At 45.5% G+C, this 16,284-nt stretch carries 9 protein-coding genes; 6 read left to right on the top strand and 3 right to left on the bottom strand.

The window, feature by feature from the left end:
- Nucleotide 1 precedes the first annotated feature (1 nt).
- Nucleotides 2–7,258 carry a cell surface protein SprA gene (gene sprA, locus ABFW99_RS13350; protein ID WP_440707523.1) on the bottom strand — a complete coding sequence of 2,419 codons (7,257 nt, stop codon included), beginning with the start codon at nt 7,256–7,258 and terminating at the stop codon, nt 2–4.
- Nucleotides 7,259–7,538: 280 nt separating this feature from the next.
- Here sprA and ABFW99_RS13345 point away from each other — a divergent pair, with 280 nt between their 5' ends.
- A complete protein-coding gene (locus ABFW99_RS13345; protein ID WP_349354461.1) occupies nt 7,539–8,966 on the top strand; it encodes an LptF/LptG family permease in 1,428 nt (475 codons plus the stop codon).
- The gene (locus tag ABFW99_RS13340; protein ID WP_349354462.1) at nt 8,959–10,041 is read left to right on the top strand and encodes an LptF/LptG family permease; all 1,083 of its coding nucleotides are present in this window, start codon (nt 8,959–8,961) and stop codon (nt 10,039–10,041) included. Before ABFW99_RS13345 ends, ABFW99_RS13340 begins: the two co-directional genes overlap by 8 nt.
- A gap of 182 nt (nt 10,042–10,223) precedes the next feature.
- Here ABFW99_RS13340 and ABFW99_RS13335 read toward each other — a convergent pair whose 3' ends face one another.
- On the bottom strand, nt 10,224–10,541 hold the full coding sequence (locus tag ABFW99_RS13335) for a DUF3467 domain-containing protein (protein WP_349354463.1): 318 nt from the start codon (nt 10,539–10,541) through the stop codon (nt 10,224–10,226).
- A gap of 46 nt (nt 10,542–10,587) precedes the next feature.
- Nucleotides 10,588–11,580 carry a PLP-dependent cysteine synthase family protein gene (locus tag ABFW99_RS13330; protein ID WP_349354464.1) on the bottom strand — a complete coding sequence of 331 codons (993 nt, stop codon included), beginning with the start codon at nt 11,578–11,580 and terminating at the stop codon, nt 10,588–10,590.
- A gap of 183 nt (nt 11,581–11,763) precedes the next feature.
- Here ABFW99_RS13330 and ABFW99_RS13325 point away from each other — a divergent pair, with 183 nt between their 5' ends.
- From ABFW99_RS13325 to menH, 4 genes are all read left to right on the top strand, one after another.
- Entirely contained in the window at nt 11,764–12,039 is a 276-nt protein-coding gene (locus ABFW99_RS13325; protein ID WP_349354465.1) for a DUF4290 domain-containing protein, read from the top strand.
- Between the two features lie 189 nt (nt 12,040–12,228).
- On the top strand, nt 12,229–13,692 hold the full coding sequence (locus tag ABFW99_RS13320; RefSeq protein WP_349354466.1) for an isochorismate synthase: 1,464 nt from the start codon (nt 12,229–12,231) through the stop codon (nt 13,690–13,692).
- On the top strand, nt 13,679–15,394 hold the full coding sequence (menD, locus tag ABFW99_RS13315) for a 2-succinyl-5-enolpyruvyl-6-hydroxy-3-cyclohexene-1-carboxylic-acid synthase (protein WP_440707522.1): 1,716 nt from the start codon (nt 13,679–13,681) through the stop codon (nt 15,392–15,394). Before ABFW99_RS13320 ends, menD begins: the two co-directional genes overlap by 14 nt.
- Complete coding sequence (gene menH / locus ABFW99_RS13310; protein WP_440707521.1) at nt 15,391–16,212, top strand: 2-succinyl-6-hydroxy-2,4-cyclohexadiene-1-carboxylate synthase; 822 nt, start codon at nt 15,391–15,393, stop codon at nt 16,210–16,212. Before menD ends, menH begins: the two co-directional genes overlap by 4 nt.
- The last annotated feature ends 72 nt before the right edge of the window (nt 16,213–16,284 follow it).

The raw sequence follows: 16,284 nt of genomic DNA, 5'->3' as shown, positions 1-16,284 counted from the left end.
CTTACCTGGACTGAATGGAAATCTTGAAGTTGAACCGGATTTCATGATTCGTTCGCGGGAAGTAAGCCGATGACTTCGGATTCACTTTGGTGTAGGTGTATTCAAAGTTGGACGTCACCGTTTGAGAGAAGCGGTACCCGATAACGACCGACCCATTAATTCGCTGCTGACCGGTTACAAATGGATCGGTATAATCATACTGGCTTACATCAGGCACAAAATTCACGTCACTTAATACCTCATCAATATCGGAACTGAGGGTGTACTTGCTTTCGGTGTCATCCGCAAAGCCGCCATTAATAGTAAGCGTGACATTATTCTTAATTTTCGGGAAGAACGGAATCGTCAGATTCTTGAAGGTATAATTGATTGAAGTGCTTAATCCCTTGGAAGTTCGCTCTGTAACCGTACGACTTGAAAGAGCCAGGCTGCTTGTTTTGCTTTGGTCAAAGCTTATTTGCGTCCTCAAATCCGATTCCCATGTTACATTTAGCTGAATGAGTGGTGAGAAACGCTGTTCTACGTTAATGGAGTTGGGTTCATAAAGTTCTTTTCGGTCAATAACACTAAAACCACCCAATCCCTGAGGATCCTGAACTCCGGTAAGTGTATTCAGGCTCCATCCCAGCCTGTAGGTTCCGGTATAGCCATGCGTAAGTGTGGCCGCTCTCATATTGTCACCAATAATAGGAATAAAGCTTTGAACTCCTGACCAGGTAACCCTCCAGTTTGGTTTAGGGATTGGCGTGTATCCTTTCTCGCCCACCGCTCCGGTTCCCCCTCCCAGGTAAGCTTTTCTGAAATCCTCTTCCAAAGTATTTCGATTCAACACAATCCGACCGTCTCCGTTTCCACCTTCGCTAACATCATCAGAAATAATGCCATCCTCCCTGTTAACATCAGCAAATGCCGTTTTAAGCTGGCGTTCATACAGGTTCCGGTAACCACCGCCAAATGCCCACACCGAAGAACTAATATTACCACTGGAGGAAACGGTTGAGGAGAAATCTCCCGTCGGTGACAGGGTAATCGTATTCGTCTCCCGTTCATCCCAATTTGTTGACCAGTTCAAATCAACCGTAAAGTTCTTAAACAGGTTTAGTTTGGTACCCATCGTAATTTTATCGGTATAGGTATTGTTTTTGGGCAGGTTGATAGAATTGCCCGAAGGGCTTTGCTGTATTAACTGCGACCTTGGCAATTCTTCATCAATTCCCAACCGGTAGCCAAATGGGGGAGAAAAGTTTCCATCTCCTTCACCCGCTAATGCATAGAATATTTGGGAGTCTCCCCTGTACCCGGCCTGATTTGAGGTCTTGTTCTTGTTATAAGTGATATCGATACTTTCCATACTGAAGATGGCAAGTATGGCTTTTCGGCCCAGGTATTGAAGATCTTTCATTAAGTCCGGCGAAGCCGAATCTCCATTCTCTGCATCACTGTCTTTTGCCCGATTTCTGGCAGTAGTTTCTTTTTTATCAGCATCTTCTAGCCGACTGAAGAATCCGATCTTATCAATCAAACTACCCACCCCAAACTTAACCGTATGGTCCAGCCGGAAACGATTGGAAACACCCGCTCCCAACCCGGAACCGCTCGGGCTGTTTGTCCACCCATAGCCACCCGCATAGGAGGCGGAATAGGTTAGCCATTTCAACGCCTCTATCTTATTGAACTGAGGGCGCCAGCTGGCAGTGTACGTCTCTTCATAATTAGACCTCCGTGCCGAAAGGGTATCTGTTATCAGGTTATTCAGCACCTCAAAAGTGGGTGTTAATTGGTAGGAGTTACTGTCGGCCGGCAAGCCTGTTTTATTAACATCCTCTCTACCGGCACTCGATAAATCATAATTTGTCGTGGTTCGGAATGAAATTGGGATACTTGGCGTGAAATTATAATTAAACCCAAACCCCGAACGCTGATTAAATGTATGGCTTTGCTGTAAGGATTGAACCTCTTCCATCCCGTCTTCATCAAACTCGGGACGTCGTCTCTTTTCGGTATAAGACCGGTTCAGGTTAGCAGAAGCGTTAATAGACGAAGGCATATATCCCAGCCTGATTCCGGAAAGTGCACCAACTACGGGTACATCTTCGGTAAACCCGAACGGTTGCCACAGCTTCACATTATTAAATGATAGGCTATAATTTATGGATGTATTGTAGTTCCAATCATCCTGAAATTGAATTTCCGGGTTCTTGGAACTCCCTTCGTTGTACACATAACTCAACTTCGTTTTATCGATGGTGTACTGAGCCAGCTTGCTCTTGGAATTCTGCTTGGAAATATTGGAAACATTAACCGAGAAATTATCCCGAACGGTTTCTACCGCATTAATACGCTCGTCAATAATGGTTTCTTTCTCCGACTCAGTGAGTTCATCGTTGCTGTTGGTGGCATTGATGAAGTCATCAAGGCGAATATCTCCCTGATTGGGCAAGTACTTTGGTGTTGAAATGTTCTTCCGGCTTGAAACCGTTACCGGGAAATTCCATCCATAGCGGTCGGGAATCAGCTTATGGAGGTTCACCGTTGAGCTCAGATCATATCCGATTTCATCCGCCACACTTCGGTTCCCCAAACGTGATTCTAATCCACCAAAACCGGTGGTTGTCCGGCTGAAGTTGGTATTGAAGGTAGCAAAATCAGCGAGCTTGAAACTGGCATTGGCATTTGCCTTCCACCCCTTTTCATTATCAAAACCGGATACCCGAAGTTCGTTGAGCCAGAACTCAGCATTCAGGTTTGGCGTACCCGGAGAACTTACATCGGTTGGATCGTGAGGGTTCAAAATACCCATCCCAACTTCTGAAACCCGACCGAGCGAAGGATTCCCCTTTATAGCTACCACTGCTCCTTCAACAGCATCATCTTCTTCTGGAGAAAGCTCCTGTTCAAATTTCTGGGTAAAGTCGGTAAAGCCCTGCTGGTCTCGGAGCTGCTTCAGCTCGTTAAAAGCCGACAACACAATATTCATACTGTTTTCATCATACAGCCATACTTGTTCCGCATCCATCTCCAGCTCCCCGCTTCCATCAGCGCTGTAAGGAGAGTACGGATAATCAGGATCAGAAGGCGTTACCGGCTGGCGGTATTCATAGTAATTGGCATTTAAGTCGGTACCCATTCTCACAACCAGTTCGGCATGCTCTCTTTCTTCCGGCCCATCGCCATAACCTTCCCCGTGCACAAACATTCGCATGTTGGAGTAATTCAACAAATTTAAACCTCCCGGATAAATTCGCTTCACCATCTGAATCTGGCCTGAACCCAGATTCTCAACCCCTAAAACAATAGACTGCTCATTGGCCAAAGATTGTACCTGTACCCCGCGATTTACTGCACGGATAGATCCATCCGGTTGACGATAAGGTACCGGCTCCCGGCTGGCATTCTCTTCAATGTTGATGGTGGCAATTCTGAAATCTCCGTTAAAATTCTGGCTTTCATCTATGTTTTCTACTTTTCGCCACTGACTCCCGATAAACTCAAAAGTTGCAAAACGCATGGTAAACGGCTTCTCATAACCCGACATCCACATGCGAATGTGACTGATATTCTGAAAGCCTTCAATATCCCCTACTTTGCGCTTGAACTCTGTTAACGGAATACGAACAAGATGCCATCGGTCTGCCTGCCGGGGAGCATTCACCTTATCCACAATAAAGGTGCGGTTATCAGGATCGGGATTGGTTTCTATTTCAAGACTGCTGAAATCAGCCGGATTCAGCGCTATCTCATATTGATAATAATTGTTGTTGGTCTCGATGTTGGCCCGACTGACCAATCCTTCTGTATCAGGCCGGGACGTAATGGCTCGTTTATCTCCACCGGCCGCCGGTGTGTTTCCTTCATGATAGCCCATCACCCGGTAAAAACGCTCTTGCAGCAGTAAATCCTGAACCTGAGATTCCCCGTAAAAAATATAATCGTCGTTGGATGGGTCGGCCAAAATGGACTGAAACTCATCGCTTTGTTCCCCATAAGCTATCCGCATAGAATCGATAAAGGGGCTGAAAAGGGCCGTCTCTACTTTTTCATCATCAAAGCCGTTACTGCTTGGGATTCCATCAAAACCCACGTCCTCGAGCTCCCTGTTATCGTTCGAAAACTGCCCTTGTGGAGCCGTTGGGTTGGCCGGAACATACGAACGGGGATTTTCCTGGAAGGTGTCCAGCTCCAGATTTTCCAGGTTATTGGCCAGGCCATCCTCGGAATTCAGGTCAAAGTTAGGAACCACATCTTCCGAAATAGTTCCAATCTCAATGTATAATTTACCGTCATAGTCTTCTAAGTCTTCAGCCGTTGGTTCCCTTCCACCGGGCAAAATTGGCTGAACCCAAAATTCAATAAACTCAATATTGTTTTGCGTGAGGTCTTCCTGTCCCGATGGAAGTGCGGCCGTCATACCTCCCCACTGGTTTTCCGGCTCGTTCTCCAGTTTATTTCTTAAATCGGTATTGTAGTTATACGGACCCCGCTCGGTAGGATTGTAATACACATCCAGAGTGTTGATGACTTCATCCTGGGCATTATTCGTTTCCTTACCCGGAAACACCTCTTCGGTTGGTGTGGTCTCTGATTCCGGCGTACCCCGTGCATTCCCCAGTATACTGGATATATTTCTGGGGATGGTATACCACGAAAACTGACTTCTCAGATCGGAACGGGCAATCTTGGACTCCAGCGAGTTATTAAGTGTGGCATCGGGGTTATCAAAAAAGGCTTGGTCGGGGCCATAACCGGGAACAGCAGCCGGAGCTGCAGCCAGATTCCAGCGGGTTGGGCTTGTAAAGGTGATACTGATTTCCGAACCCTCAAAGTCATCTATAAACGACAAGCCGTTCACTTCATCTTTAAAAAGCTCATTATTATCAATAGCATCCCGTACGGCATTGGTTTGGGCCACATCCGGTCGGAGTTGAGCAAATTCTCCACTCACACTGATATTTGATTCGGCCTTGGTTTGAAGCAGCGGAATTTTATCAATAAAACGGGTAATCCACGGTGTATCGAATTCCGCATCTGCATCCATTCCAAGAATGGTGTTATTAATCGACTCGTTGCCAATTCTGATTTTATCGGAAAGAGGCTGTTCCTTCAGTTTAAAGTAGGTTCCCCCAATGCTGATATCCTCACTTACCTGGTATTCGGCCCGGAGCCCGGTAAAGTTCTTCTGCCCAATTACATTCAGTTGGTTATTCTCATACTCAATCCGGATATCCTGACCGGAAGCCAGATACTGTTCACTCAAAATAGTGATCAGGCCAAAAGAATAATCCACCTCATAATCCACGCCTTCGGTCAGCTGTGTTCCATTCGCAAATACTTTCACCGAACCTTCTACCAGGCTGAACCCAAGCGAGAAGTTTCCGGATACCCCGCCTTTTGAAGTTCCCTCAATACGATAGTAATTATTCTTTGGGCTCTCATCAGCCGTAGTCTGCTTTTCATTATACAATTCGGTGTAAGAAAGGGCCTGTATCAAAGAGTCGGATGAGGAGGTTGACTCCAGGAGTTCGGTAATCCTGTTTCCAAAAGGCTCCAGGTATGGAAACATGATACTTCCGTTTCGGGGATCTAGCACGTAACCGGAAAAGTCAATGAGGTTATCAGGCTGAGCGGCACCCTGCGTATTTACCCGGTCTAAGCCTAATACCTGTAAAAGCGGAGTGTTCAGGTTTGGGAGATTGGTATCGTCAACATTACCCTGAGTAAATTTAAGATCAAGCTCAAGCCCATCTTCCGTCAGGTTCGAAACACCCAGCGAGTAGAAATTACGCATGGTAAGAGGCCAGGATTTTAAATCCGGAGTTGGGTTATTTGTTCGCAGAAGTTTCAGGTAGGTCAACTCGTTGGATGAACGGGGAGAAATATCACCGATTTCAGCAGGAGAAGTTTCGTTGCCAACGGGTTGCCTGATAAAGGAAATAGCCAGGTAAGCCCCCGAGCTTAGCGAACGATTCAAACTGATAAATCCCAGGGCTTTGTCAATGGTGTAATCCGCACCCTCTGTTAACGGACGAAAATAGCCGTTGTAGAAGTCGTTACCTGCAACTCCAAAGTCCCCGGCAGCTGCGCTCAAATTGCTCCTGTTATTCTCCAGGGTGTTATCATCAATTATATCTGCCGCCTCTGTGGGAAGGCCATAGGTGCCATCACCCCGGTCGTTCACACCTAAATCAACGAATGCAGCAGCTCGAATCGCCTCGGGATCGGTAGTATTGATCTGAGGTTCGGAAATCCACACACGGATATCGGAAATCTGGTAAGCCTGGGTCTTTTGCTGTGGATTGGAAACATTAGATTCAAATTCCTGCCGGTTGTAGAAATCCAGAAAGAAGTGTCGGTTGTTCTGATATTCAATGGGTCGGATGGAGAATTGGGTTTCCTGCGAACCTCCCGTAATGGTTTGAGTGTCGCTCTCCCCTTTTTGTTGAGAAACAACGGATGTAAGTCGCAACGGACCAAGTTCGGCAATCGATTTTATTCCAAACAGCGACGCACCACCCCGAATCAGTGAGTTCCCGGTCTCCATCGACACGTTCCCCATCTCAATCCGCTTGATGATTTCATCCTCGTATCCTTCATATACAATACTCAGGCGGTTCTGGAAATCGAATGCCCGCTCGGTATCCCAGTCGGTGGCAATAGTGAGTTTATCCCCGATGGTTCCCTGAATATTCAGCTGCAGGTTTTGGTTGAAGGTCGGGTCAACACGACGTTGTAAATCCGGTTCAATAGTCGGGTTTTCAATATTCTGAATGGAAACCCCCACATTCATATTTGCGGAACCGTTAACCCGGAGGTTTACTTCCGGTTTACCAAATATGGTTGTGAATACCGATGACTGTCCGCCCGGTATTTGAAGGCTGAAATCAAGCAAACCACGCTGTTGTTGGCTTTCTCGTTTCCCTTCTTCAATCAGGTTAAAACGTATCTGCTTTTCCTGCTGTTTACGCTTTTCAGTAATAAACTGATCAAAATTAAAAACTTGAGGTGAAGATACTTCAATACCGTCAATCTTGTGGCTGATACGGTAGGTATCGGCAGAATCCCAGGTAGCCTGATACTGTTCTTTTGCCAGTTTGATGTAATAAAGATTGCCGGGATTTATTACTCTATTATTACTCACCGGGCCCTGTGGTGGGCGGTAGATAAACTTCACCCCGTCAAGGGTACTATCCGCCTCGCTGACTGTTTTTGTAGTATCGCTGGTATCTTGCGCAGACACACCAACCAACAGCAATCCATTCATCAAACATACGAATGGCAGGTAATAAACTAACTTAAAAAAAGAATGCACCGGCTTTAATTACTGACTCGGTTATTACTTATTGTCTGTAGCGTTAGGCGATAGGCTGATCTGTTTTTATTCTAAATTAGTTTGTAGATGAAATAAATGGGTGCGGTCGATAATACTATATATTTGAATATGTTGAAAGTATAATACGATAATCCACCCTTTAATTTATAAGCGGAAAATGTCTATTATTTACGTTCCTGAAAATTAAAAAGTACCCGAGCAACAGCAAGCTTTGAATAAATTCATCAACAAACTTCAAATAGACCTGCTAAAGAGGCATCTGAACCCCTTTCTGTTCTGTTTCTTTACCCTCATGTTTTTGCTGTTGATGCAGTTTCTGATTCTGCATATCGACAAGCTGATTGGTAAAGACATTCCTTTGCTCATCATTATAGAGCTGGTAATGACAAACCTTGCCTATATGGTTGTACTGGCTGCTCCTATGGCCATACTTGTGGCTACATTGATGGCCTTTGGGAAGTTTTCGGAACTGAATGAGCTCACGGCGCTTCGGGCCTCGGGCATTAACCCAATGAAAATCATACGGCCTGTTCTGATTGCCTCGGTTCTATTATTTGTAGGATTAGCCTGGTTCTCAAATAACGTGTTACCGGAAGCCAATCAAAAAGCACGGTCTTTGTTTATCGACATTCGCCTGAAAAAGCCGGGCTTTGACCTCAAACCCAATACCTTTTATGATGGCATTGAAGGTTATACGTTTCTTGTTGAACGCATTGATAGTGAAACAGACAGCCTTTATGATATCACCTTATTCCAAAAACCGGAGAACAACCGCGACCGCGCCTACATTGTTGCCGATAAAGGATTGCTTGTTAGTAAGGGGGAACAGGCGCTTACCCTCCACCTGATAAATGGAACCAGCCTTAAGTTTCTCTCAACCGACCGCCGAAATGAAACCATGATAGAACGCAATCGGTTTGATAAACACATCATGACACTGGACCTTTCCGACCTCTCATTTATGCGCTCTGACCCCGAAGACCGCAACCGAAGCGACCGCACGATGAGCTCCAGAGCCATGATTGCCGTTGTTGATTCCCTGTACACAGAAATTGAGGAACAAAGAATCAACATGAGTGAGAACACCATGGTTTACCCTGAGGATAAATACACCGGCAGAACCTCCTACTTCAACCCAAACAAAGTACTTCCCGATACTCTGGACTATATCACTTCTGTTGAAAGCCCCTACCTGGTTACAAACACTTTTCCTAAAGCTGAAACACAGCGGATCTTTGTGGAAGAATCCATTCGCCAGATGAAAGAGTACCGGAATAACGTGGAGTCCATAAATGCCAATATAGAGTGGCGCAAAAAAAGGATAGCCCGCTACCTGGTAGAAATTCACAAAAAACTGTCTATTCCCTTTGCCTGTGTGGTGTTCATCCTTTTTGGTGCTCCGGTTGGTATTATGACCAAAAGAGGGAATTTCGGTTTTGCTGCACTCATCAGTGTCGTTGTTTTAACTTTTTATTGGGTCTCATTGATACAGGGTGAAAAGTTGGCCGACCGCCTCTTTATTACCCCACTCATAGGTATGTGGACATTTAACGTAGTCCTTTCTCTTATAGGTGTATATCTTATCATTTATCTGACAACCGACATCCGAATTACCAAGCTTTTCCGAAACCGTGATTAAACATTTTGATAAATATATATTCTTTCGGCTCTTTGCTATCACGGCTTTCGTGCTGCTCATGCTGATCTTTATTTTCATCATGATCGACTTTTCCGAGAACAGTGATGACTTTGCCGACCAGGGTGCGCAAATGGCTGAAATATTCAGGAATTATTATCTGAATTATGTTCCTGAAATGACCCGTCTGGTACTGCCCGTGGCTGTTTTCGTAGCCTGCCTTTTTCTGACCGGGCAGTTATCGGACCGGCTGGAGATAACTGCACTAAAAGCAGCCGGTGTTAGCCTGTACCGCCTTATTGTGCCCTACATTGTTTTTGCGACGCTTTGTGCAGCCGGGATCAGCCTGTTGGATGAGCATGTCATCCCCAAATCCAATGCCCAGCGGATTGCTTTTGAAGAAGAATACCTGCAGGATAAATCAGAGAAAATTGACCGCAGCGATATTTACCGGCAACCTTCCCCCGACACCAAACTTCAGGTTAATTACTTCGATAAGAATCAGCAAATTGCATATCGCATCCGGCTCATTCAGTTTAAAGATCAGCAAATCATAAAAAGCACCCGTGCAAACCGAATGGAATGGGTAGACTCAACTCAAAGCTGGAGGCTGGAAAGCGGAACCGAACGGGTGTTTACAGAAATAGGATATGAGGAAGAAGACTTCATTAAGAAGGATACTGTGCTCAATGTTTTCCCCAGAGATCTGGCCCGTACCACTTCAGATGTGTATCAGCTTACTTATGCTGAAGCCCGGGACTACATCGCTTCCATTGAACGAAGCGGCGCCGGAGGCGTGGAAATACCACAGGTACAATTTTACGGAAGGCTGGCCTACCCTTTTTCCATCATTGTGGTCATAATTGTAGGTTTTTCCTTTGCCAGTGTGCGCCGGCGAGGTGGAAAGGGAGCTTACCTGGCAGCCGGACTCACCATCAGTTTCCTGTATCTGGCCTTCATGAAGATCATTGAGCCCTTCGGCTATTACGGCACCCTTTCTCCCGAATTGGCCGCCACTCTACCCCATATTTTCTTCTTTCTTGTTGGCTTAGGGTTGTTGTTAGAAGCCAAAAAATAACAGCCTATTTCGTTCCGACGCAGAGCGTCAGAACGAGAACAAATATCCGTACCATCGCTCCGACTCGAAGCGTCAGAGCGAGTTTAAGTATAGCCAACCCTTTTCCCTGACGAAGAGCATTTGAGCGAGTAAAAATAGCAACACCTCAACATTCAACGTTCGGTGTTCCTTGTTTGATGTTCTTAAGCTTCCGGCTGCGGCCCCCGATACATATGCATATCCACCTTATCATTAGAGCTGATGGCCCCATGTTCCTGCTCGTAGCGGGCAACATTATCGTTAAGGGCATTAGCCAGTCGTTTGGCATGATCCGGGGTTAGAATCATTCTCTTGACAACCCGGGCTTTGGGAACTCCCGGCATAACGGCAATAAAGTCCAGTATAAACTCGGAAGGTGAATGCGTGATCATAACCAGGTTGGAATACGTACCCGTTGCCTCCTCTTCCTTCAGTTCAATTTCCATTTTTCCCGGATTCATCGTCTGATCTTTCTTAGCCATAAATACCTTTATTCTGTATTGTAGTGATTAATCTTAGATACAAAAATTATTCGTCTTCGTTCAGGAAGCCCTGCTCTTTCATCCACTCATCGTTGTATACCTTACCGATATAACGGGTACCGCTGTCAGGCATAATGATAACCATCACATCATCTTTACCCAGTGGATTCTCTTTGATATAGTCTAAGGCGCCTTTTACAGCAGCACCACACGACCAGCCAATCAGCAACCCTTCTTCACGTGCAAGGCGGCGTGTCACCAACGCTGAATCCTTATCATTAACCTGAAGCACATCGTCCACATATTCAAAATCAATGGTTCCGGGAATGATGTCCTCACCGATTCCTTCGGTCATGTAGGGCTTGATTTCATTCTTATCAAATTCACCGGTTTCGAAGTATTTCTTGTACACGGATCCCACACTGTCGATCCCAATTACTTTAATATCCGGATTTTTCTCTTTCAGATATTTACCGGTTCCTGAAATCGTACCACCTGTTCCCATTCCGGCTACATAATGGGTGATTTTGCCTTCCGTCTGCTCCCAAATTTCCGGTCCGGTTGTTTCATAGTGAGCCGCAAAGTTGCTTTTATTATCATACTGGTTTGGGTAATAGGAATTCTCAATCTCTTCACTGAGCCTTTTTGCCACCGAGTAATAACTGTCGGGGTGATCTGCCTCTACATTAGTCGGGCAAACTATCACTTCAGCACCCAGAGCTTTCAGTAAATCCACTTTGGATTTACTCTGCTTGTCGGTAGTAGTAAATATGCATTTATAACCACGGGTCACGGCAACCAGGGCCAATCCCATCCCGGTATTCCCTGAAGTGCCTTCAATAATGGTTCCTCCGGGTTTTAGTAAGCCTTTCTCCTCGGCATCATCAATCATCTTGATGGCTATACGGTCTTTTATGCTGTGCCCGGGATTGAAGTATTCTACTTTAGCTAAAAGCGTGCCTTCTGAATTACCGTTTACATGGTTCAGCTTGATGAGCGGTGTATTGCCTACCGCTTCCAGTATGGAGTTATGATACATAAAGTTCTTCGTGTTGGTGTTTTCTTATCTAATTCCCAAAACTAAGAAATAATTCACCGAGAGTCTGAGATATATTGGCGGAAAATTTTACCCCATTGTAAATACAGCATATTCAATTTTAATCTATGCCCATTATGGCTTATTTTGCTTCCGAATTTAATCAACCTATCTCTATTTTAATTCATGTTTATACACCAACAAAAACCCAAAGACTTTGACTGTGGCTATAATCTAGATTTGATGATTGCCGCCCTTCCCCGAATCGAAGACACCGAAGAGCGCGTTACCTATGCCAAGCGTGTGGTTGGGCTCATCAAACAAAGTCACCCTACCTGGGTTGATGACAAAGGTAAGAGCGAAGCTGCCTGGAATCATTTCTTCAAGCTGGCCGAATATGAGCCCACCGAGCACGGGATCTATAATCCCTACGCTACCGGCGAAGATGATGATGCGCAATAAACGTATTAAAGCGTAAATCTCTTTTCATCAGGCTTATCTTCTTCCTGCCTTTTTGTGGCTACGATCCACCCTGCTTCAGTTTAAAAGAAAGACTAAATAACTTCTTAAATCAGGAACTAAAATTAGTTTAACATTGCTGTAATATTCCGTACTTTCAATTTAGATTGAAAACTAAACTACAGCTTATTTATGGATTCACAGAATCCTGCATTACAAGATGTGAAAGATTGCTTCAGGCAACAGGTGTCAAAGCTTGATCTCTTCGAGGCTATAGATTTTATTTCTGAAAACCGGAAGAAATATCAATATTTATCCTTTTCGATTCAGATCCCTTCCGTAGATGCGCTCGCCGTTTTGGAGCAATATCCTGACAAGAATACCTTTCAATATTATTGGGAAAAGCCTTCTGCTGAGTTTTCTATTGCTGCTGCCGGCTCATTGGCTCGTATACAAACTACCGGTAAGGAAAGATTCAGAAATGCTTCAGATCAGGGAAAAGAGTTACTAAACACGGTGCATCACATTTCCAATTTGGATCATCATCTAGCCTCCGTTCATCTCTTGGGTGGGTTTTCCTTTTTTGATCACAATATTGGTAAGCAATGGAGAGCATTTGGTGCGGGTTCCTTTAGCTTACCTGAATGGGTGTTGGTACGGGATGGAAAGTTTACCGTATTAACGGTAACCAAAAGTATTGACCCTGCAGATTCTGAAACCGAAATCTACAATTCATTTGTCGAAACCTTTGAGAACCTTGACCGAATTTGTGATGCCGGGACTTACAGCATAGAATCAAAAAAGTCTTTCAAATCTGAAATTAACACTCCTGATACCGATTCTGAAGATTACCGCAAATGGGTGGATTCTGTTGAGAATGCCACCGACCTGATCAAATCCGGGGAATTTAAGAAAATTGTGCTCGCCCGCGATTTGAACGTTAAGCTTAAGGAACCGTTATCAGACACCCGCTTGCTTAATCACTTGCGAATTCAATATCCCGATTGCTATTCTTTTTTAATCAGTCAGGATGGAGAATCCAGTTTTATAGGCAGCACCCCGGAACGACTGGCTTCTTTTCATGACCGGGAAGTACTCACTGAAGGCCTCGCCGGCAGTATTTCGAGAGGTAAAACCGCTTCTGAAGATGCCGTGCTTGAATACGAGCTGTTGCACAGCCAAAAAGATCTCAGCGAACATGCCTTTGTACTGGATGCTATTGAGGAGAACCTGCAGCGCTTTTCAGATGTCTTCGAACATCCGGTTACTCCGGGGGTTAAGAAATTATCCAATGTTCAGCACCTGTATACACCCGTTCATGCCCGTATTAAAGATGGGGTATCACGAACGGAAGTGCTTTCACGTCTCCATCCCACCCCGGCCGTTGGCGGATACCCTCGTGAAAAAGCGATGCCATATATCAGTAAACTCGAACATTTCGATAGGGGTTGGTACGCAGCTCCGGTTGGCTGGATTAATGCAAACGGCGAGGGAGAGTTTGTGGTGGCCATCCGCAGCGGATTAATTAAATCTAATGAGGTGAGATTTTTCGCAGGATGTGGTATTGTTGAGGACTCAAACCCTCAAAAAGAATGGGATGAAACCAATCTCAAGTTCATCCCCATGCTAACTGCGTTGGAACATGCAAGAAAATGAACCGCAAAATGCTGCCTTCTACTGGAGCACTACTTTCGTACGCTCCCTGTTCGAAGAAGGTATTGAACATGTTGTTATCTCACCGGGCTCCCGCTCCACGGCTTTAACCCTGGCTTTTGCCGCTCACTCCGGATTTAAAAAGCATGTAGCTATTGATGAGCGTTCTGCCGCTTTCACCGCACTTGGCATTGGTAAATACACCGGAAAACCGGCTGTTTTGGTTTGTACTTCAGGCACCGCTGCCGCCAATTACTACCCCGCTGTGATTGAAGCTGCTCAATCCGGTGTTCCCATGATTATTTTGAGTGCCGACCGTCCTCCACACTATCGCGGATTAGGTTCTTCCCAAACCATCGATCAGTTAAAGCTGTTTGGCAACTACCCTGTCTTTTTTCATGAGGTTGGAGAACCGGATACTCATCAACGAAGTATTAATCGTTTGAAGCTGGCCGCAGCACAGGGTGTGCATCAGGCTGTGCAAAAAGAAGGCGTTGCCCACCTGAATTTTCCCTTTACCAAACCCTTTGAGCCGGACCAGAAATACCTGCGACAGGTTGAGTTTGAGAATGAAAAACAATCGCGCAGACCTTCTCCAAAATACACTCAAGAAGATGGACCTATTGAAATGGGGGAAACGTTCTGGTCGGATCTCATCTCTGCAGAACGCCCTTTGATAGTTGTGGGTCCTGCGAATAAATTAGAACAACTGGAGTTTGTTACGCTGCTTGCTCGCACCCTGGATGCGCCAATTTTAGCCGAGCCCGGTTCTCAGGTTCCCACTTCCAGGCATACCATTCAGGGATTTGATGGATTCCTGAGAAATGAAGCGAACTGGGATGAAGTAAATCCCGATTTAATCCTTCGTTTTGGAGCACAGCCTGTCAGTAAGGCACTTAATGAATTTCTCGATAAGCTTACCGAAGTTATGCAAATTAGCTTTATAGGGCCTAACCGGTGGGTGGATGGCAGCCTGTCTTCCGACAAGCAAATTACCCTCAAAGGTCCGCTTAAGATCCCTGAAGTTACAGGAGCCGCTGATAAAGAATGGATGAAAAAGTGGCGAAAAATGGAGAAGGATTTTAAAGCATTTCGGGAGCAGCAACTCCATCCTTCTGCCCCCATTACCGACGGCTATGTATTTTCCAAAGTGATGGAGAATATTCCCAAAAAAGCCTTCACCATGCTTTCCAATTCATTTCCGGTCCGGGATATGTCTTTATTCGGGGAATTTGATGGCAAAGAAATTTACGTTAACCGGGGAGCTGCCGGTATTGATGGAATTACTTCCACTGCCTTTGGAATTAGTATGGCCTCTGAGAAACCCGGAGTGTTGTTTGTGGGTGATATTGCCTTTTTACATGACACCAATGCCTTGTTGATGGCAAAGAAGATCAAGCATCCGCTCGTTATTGTTTTGTTGAATAACGGCGGGGATACTATCTTCCGGATGCTTCCCGTCCATCAGATTAAGAGTAAATACACGCCCTATTTCGAAACTCCCCAAACAGCAAAAGTAGCTGCGCTTTGCCGGTCTCACAATATCGATCATACCCTCGTTTCGAGACCGGAGCAAATTATTGCTACCTTTGAGCGACTGATTCAACGAAATGGTGTTCACGTCATGGAATGCATGACCGGAGCCGATGAGTCGATGGAACAGCGACACGCACTTTGGAATTTCGATCACAAAAAAGACGCATGAATATTCGCGTAAGAGGCATCTCTTATCACTTTGATATTCACCAGGAAATTGAAACACTGCCCTACCTTGTGCTCCTTCACGGTTTTATGGGGAGCGGAAGACAGTTTGACCACCTCATTCCTGAACTCAAGAAATTCTGCAATCCCATCACTATCGATCTTTTAGGGCATGGACAAACAAATGGAGCAGAACTTCATTATCGCTTTTCAACCAAAGAACAGGTCGCTGATGTAACCAAGCTAATCAGTGAACAATTACAGGTTCCCCTTTTTCTGTATGGATATAGCATGGGAGCACGTCTGGCCCTACAGCTTGCCCTCCACCGGCCTGACCTATACAAAGGATTGATTCTGGAAAGCAGCACCTTTGGCATTGAAGGTGAAACGGAACGACAAGCCCGGCAATCGCTGGATGCGCGTCGCTCGGATGCCATCACCGGTAACTTTAAAGGCTTTCTGGACGATTGGACAAACATGCCCTTGTTCAATTCAGCAAAACCCGCCCCTGAACTGCTCGAGAAGATGGACGACATTCAGAAAAACCAAAACCCTTTCTGGCTGGCTAACAGCCTGCAGGGATTCGGAACCGGCACCATGCCGTGCGTTCGGGATCGACTAAGTGAAATTCCCATTCCCGTTCAGCTTGTAGTCGGGGAAAAGGATTCCAAGTTCCTACACATCAACCGGCAGATGGAAAAAGAGCTTCGTGAACCGGAATTAGCGGTTGTGAAAGAGGCCGGCCACCGCGTACATTTGGATCAGCCTGAAGAGCTCATTATTGAAGCGGTGCAACGAAAATGTGAAAGCGTTTCACGATAAATGCGAAAACCTAGATGTTCAAAGCTGCACCAGGTCATACGGCTGGCACAACTCGTCAAGTAATATAAACAC

This window comes from Gracilimonas sp. BCB1 (genome assembly GCF_040117685.2).
Classification (GTDB): domain Bacteria; phylum Bacteroidota; class Rhodothermia; order Balneolales; family Balneolaceae; genus Gracilimonas.
The sequence above is the reverse complement of the archived record's forward strand: the minus strand, read 5'-3'. Positions and strand labels throughout refer to the sequence as shown.

Excerpts from the sequence above, each read along its gene's own strand:
- menH (WP_440707521.1), top strand. The coding sequence starts at position 15,391 with ATGAATATTCGCGTAAGAGGCATCTCTTATCACTTTGATATTCACCAG.
- menD (WP_440707522.1), top strand. The coding sequence starts at position 13,679 with ATGCAAGAAAATGAACCGCAAAATGCTGCCTTCTACTGGAGCACTACT.
- ABFW99_RS13330 (WP_349354464.1), bottom strand. The coding sequence starts at position 11,580 with ATGTATCATAACTCCATACTGGAAGCGGTAGGCAATACACCGCTCATC.
- ABFW99_RS13320 (WP_349354466.1), top strand. The coding sequence starts at position 12,229 with ATGGATTCACAGAATCCTGCATTACAAGATGTGAAAGATTGCTTCAGG.
- ABFW99_RS13325 (WP_349354465.1), top strand. The coding sequence starts at position 11,764 with ATGTTTATACACCAACAAAAACCCAAAGACTTTGACTGTGGCTATAAT.
- ABFW99_RS13335 (WP_349354463.1), bottom strand. The coding sequence starts at position 10,541 with ATGGCTAAGAAAGATCAGACGATGAATCCGGGAAAAATGGAAATTGAA.
- sprA (WP_440707523.1), bottom strand. The coding sequence starts at position 7,258 with ATGAATGGATTGCTGTTGGTTGGTGTGTCTGCGCAAGATACCAGCGAT.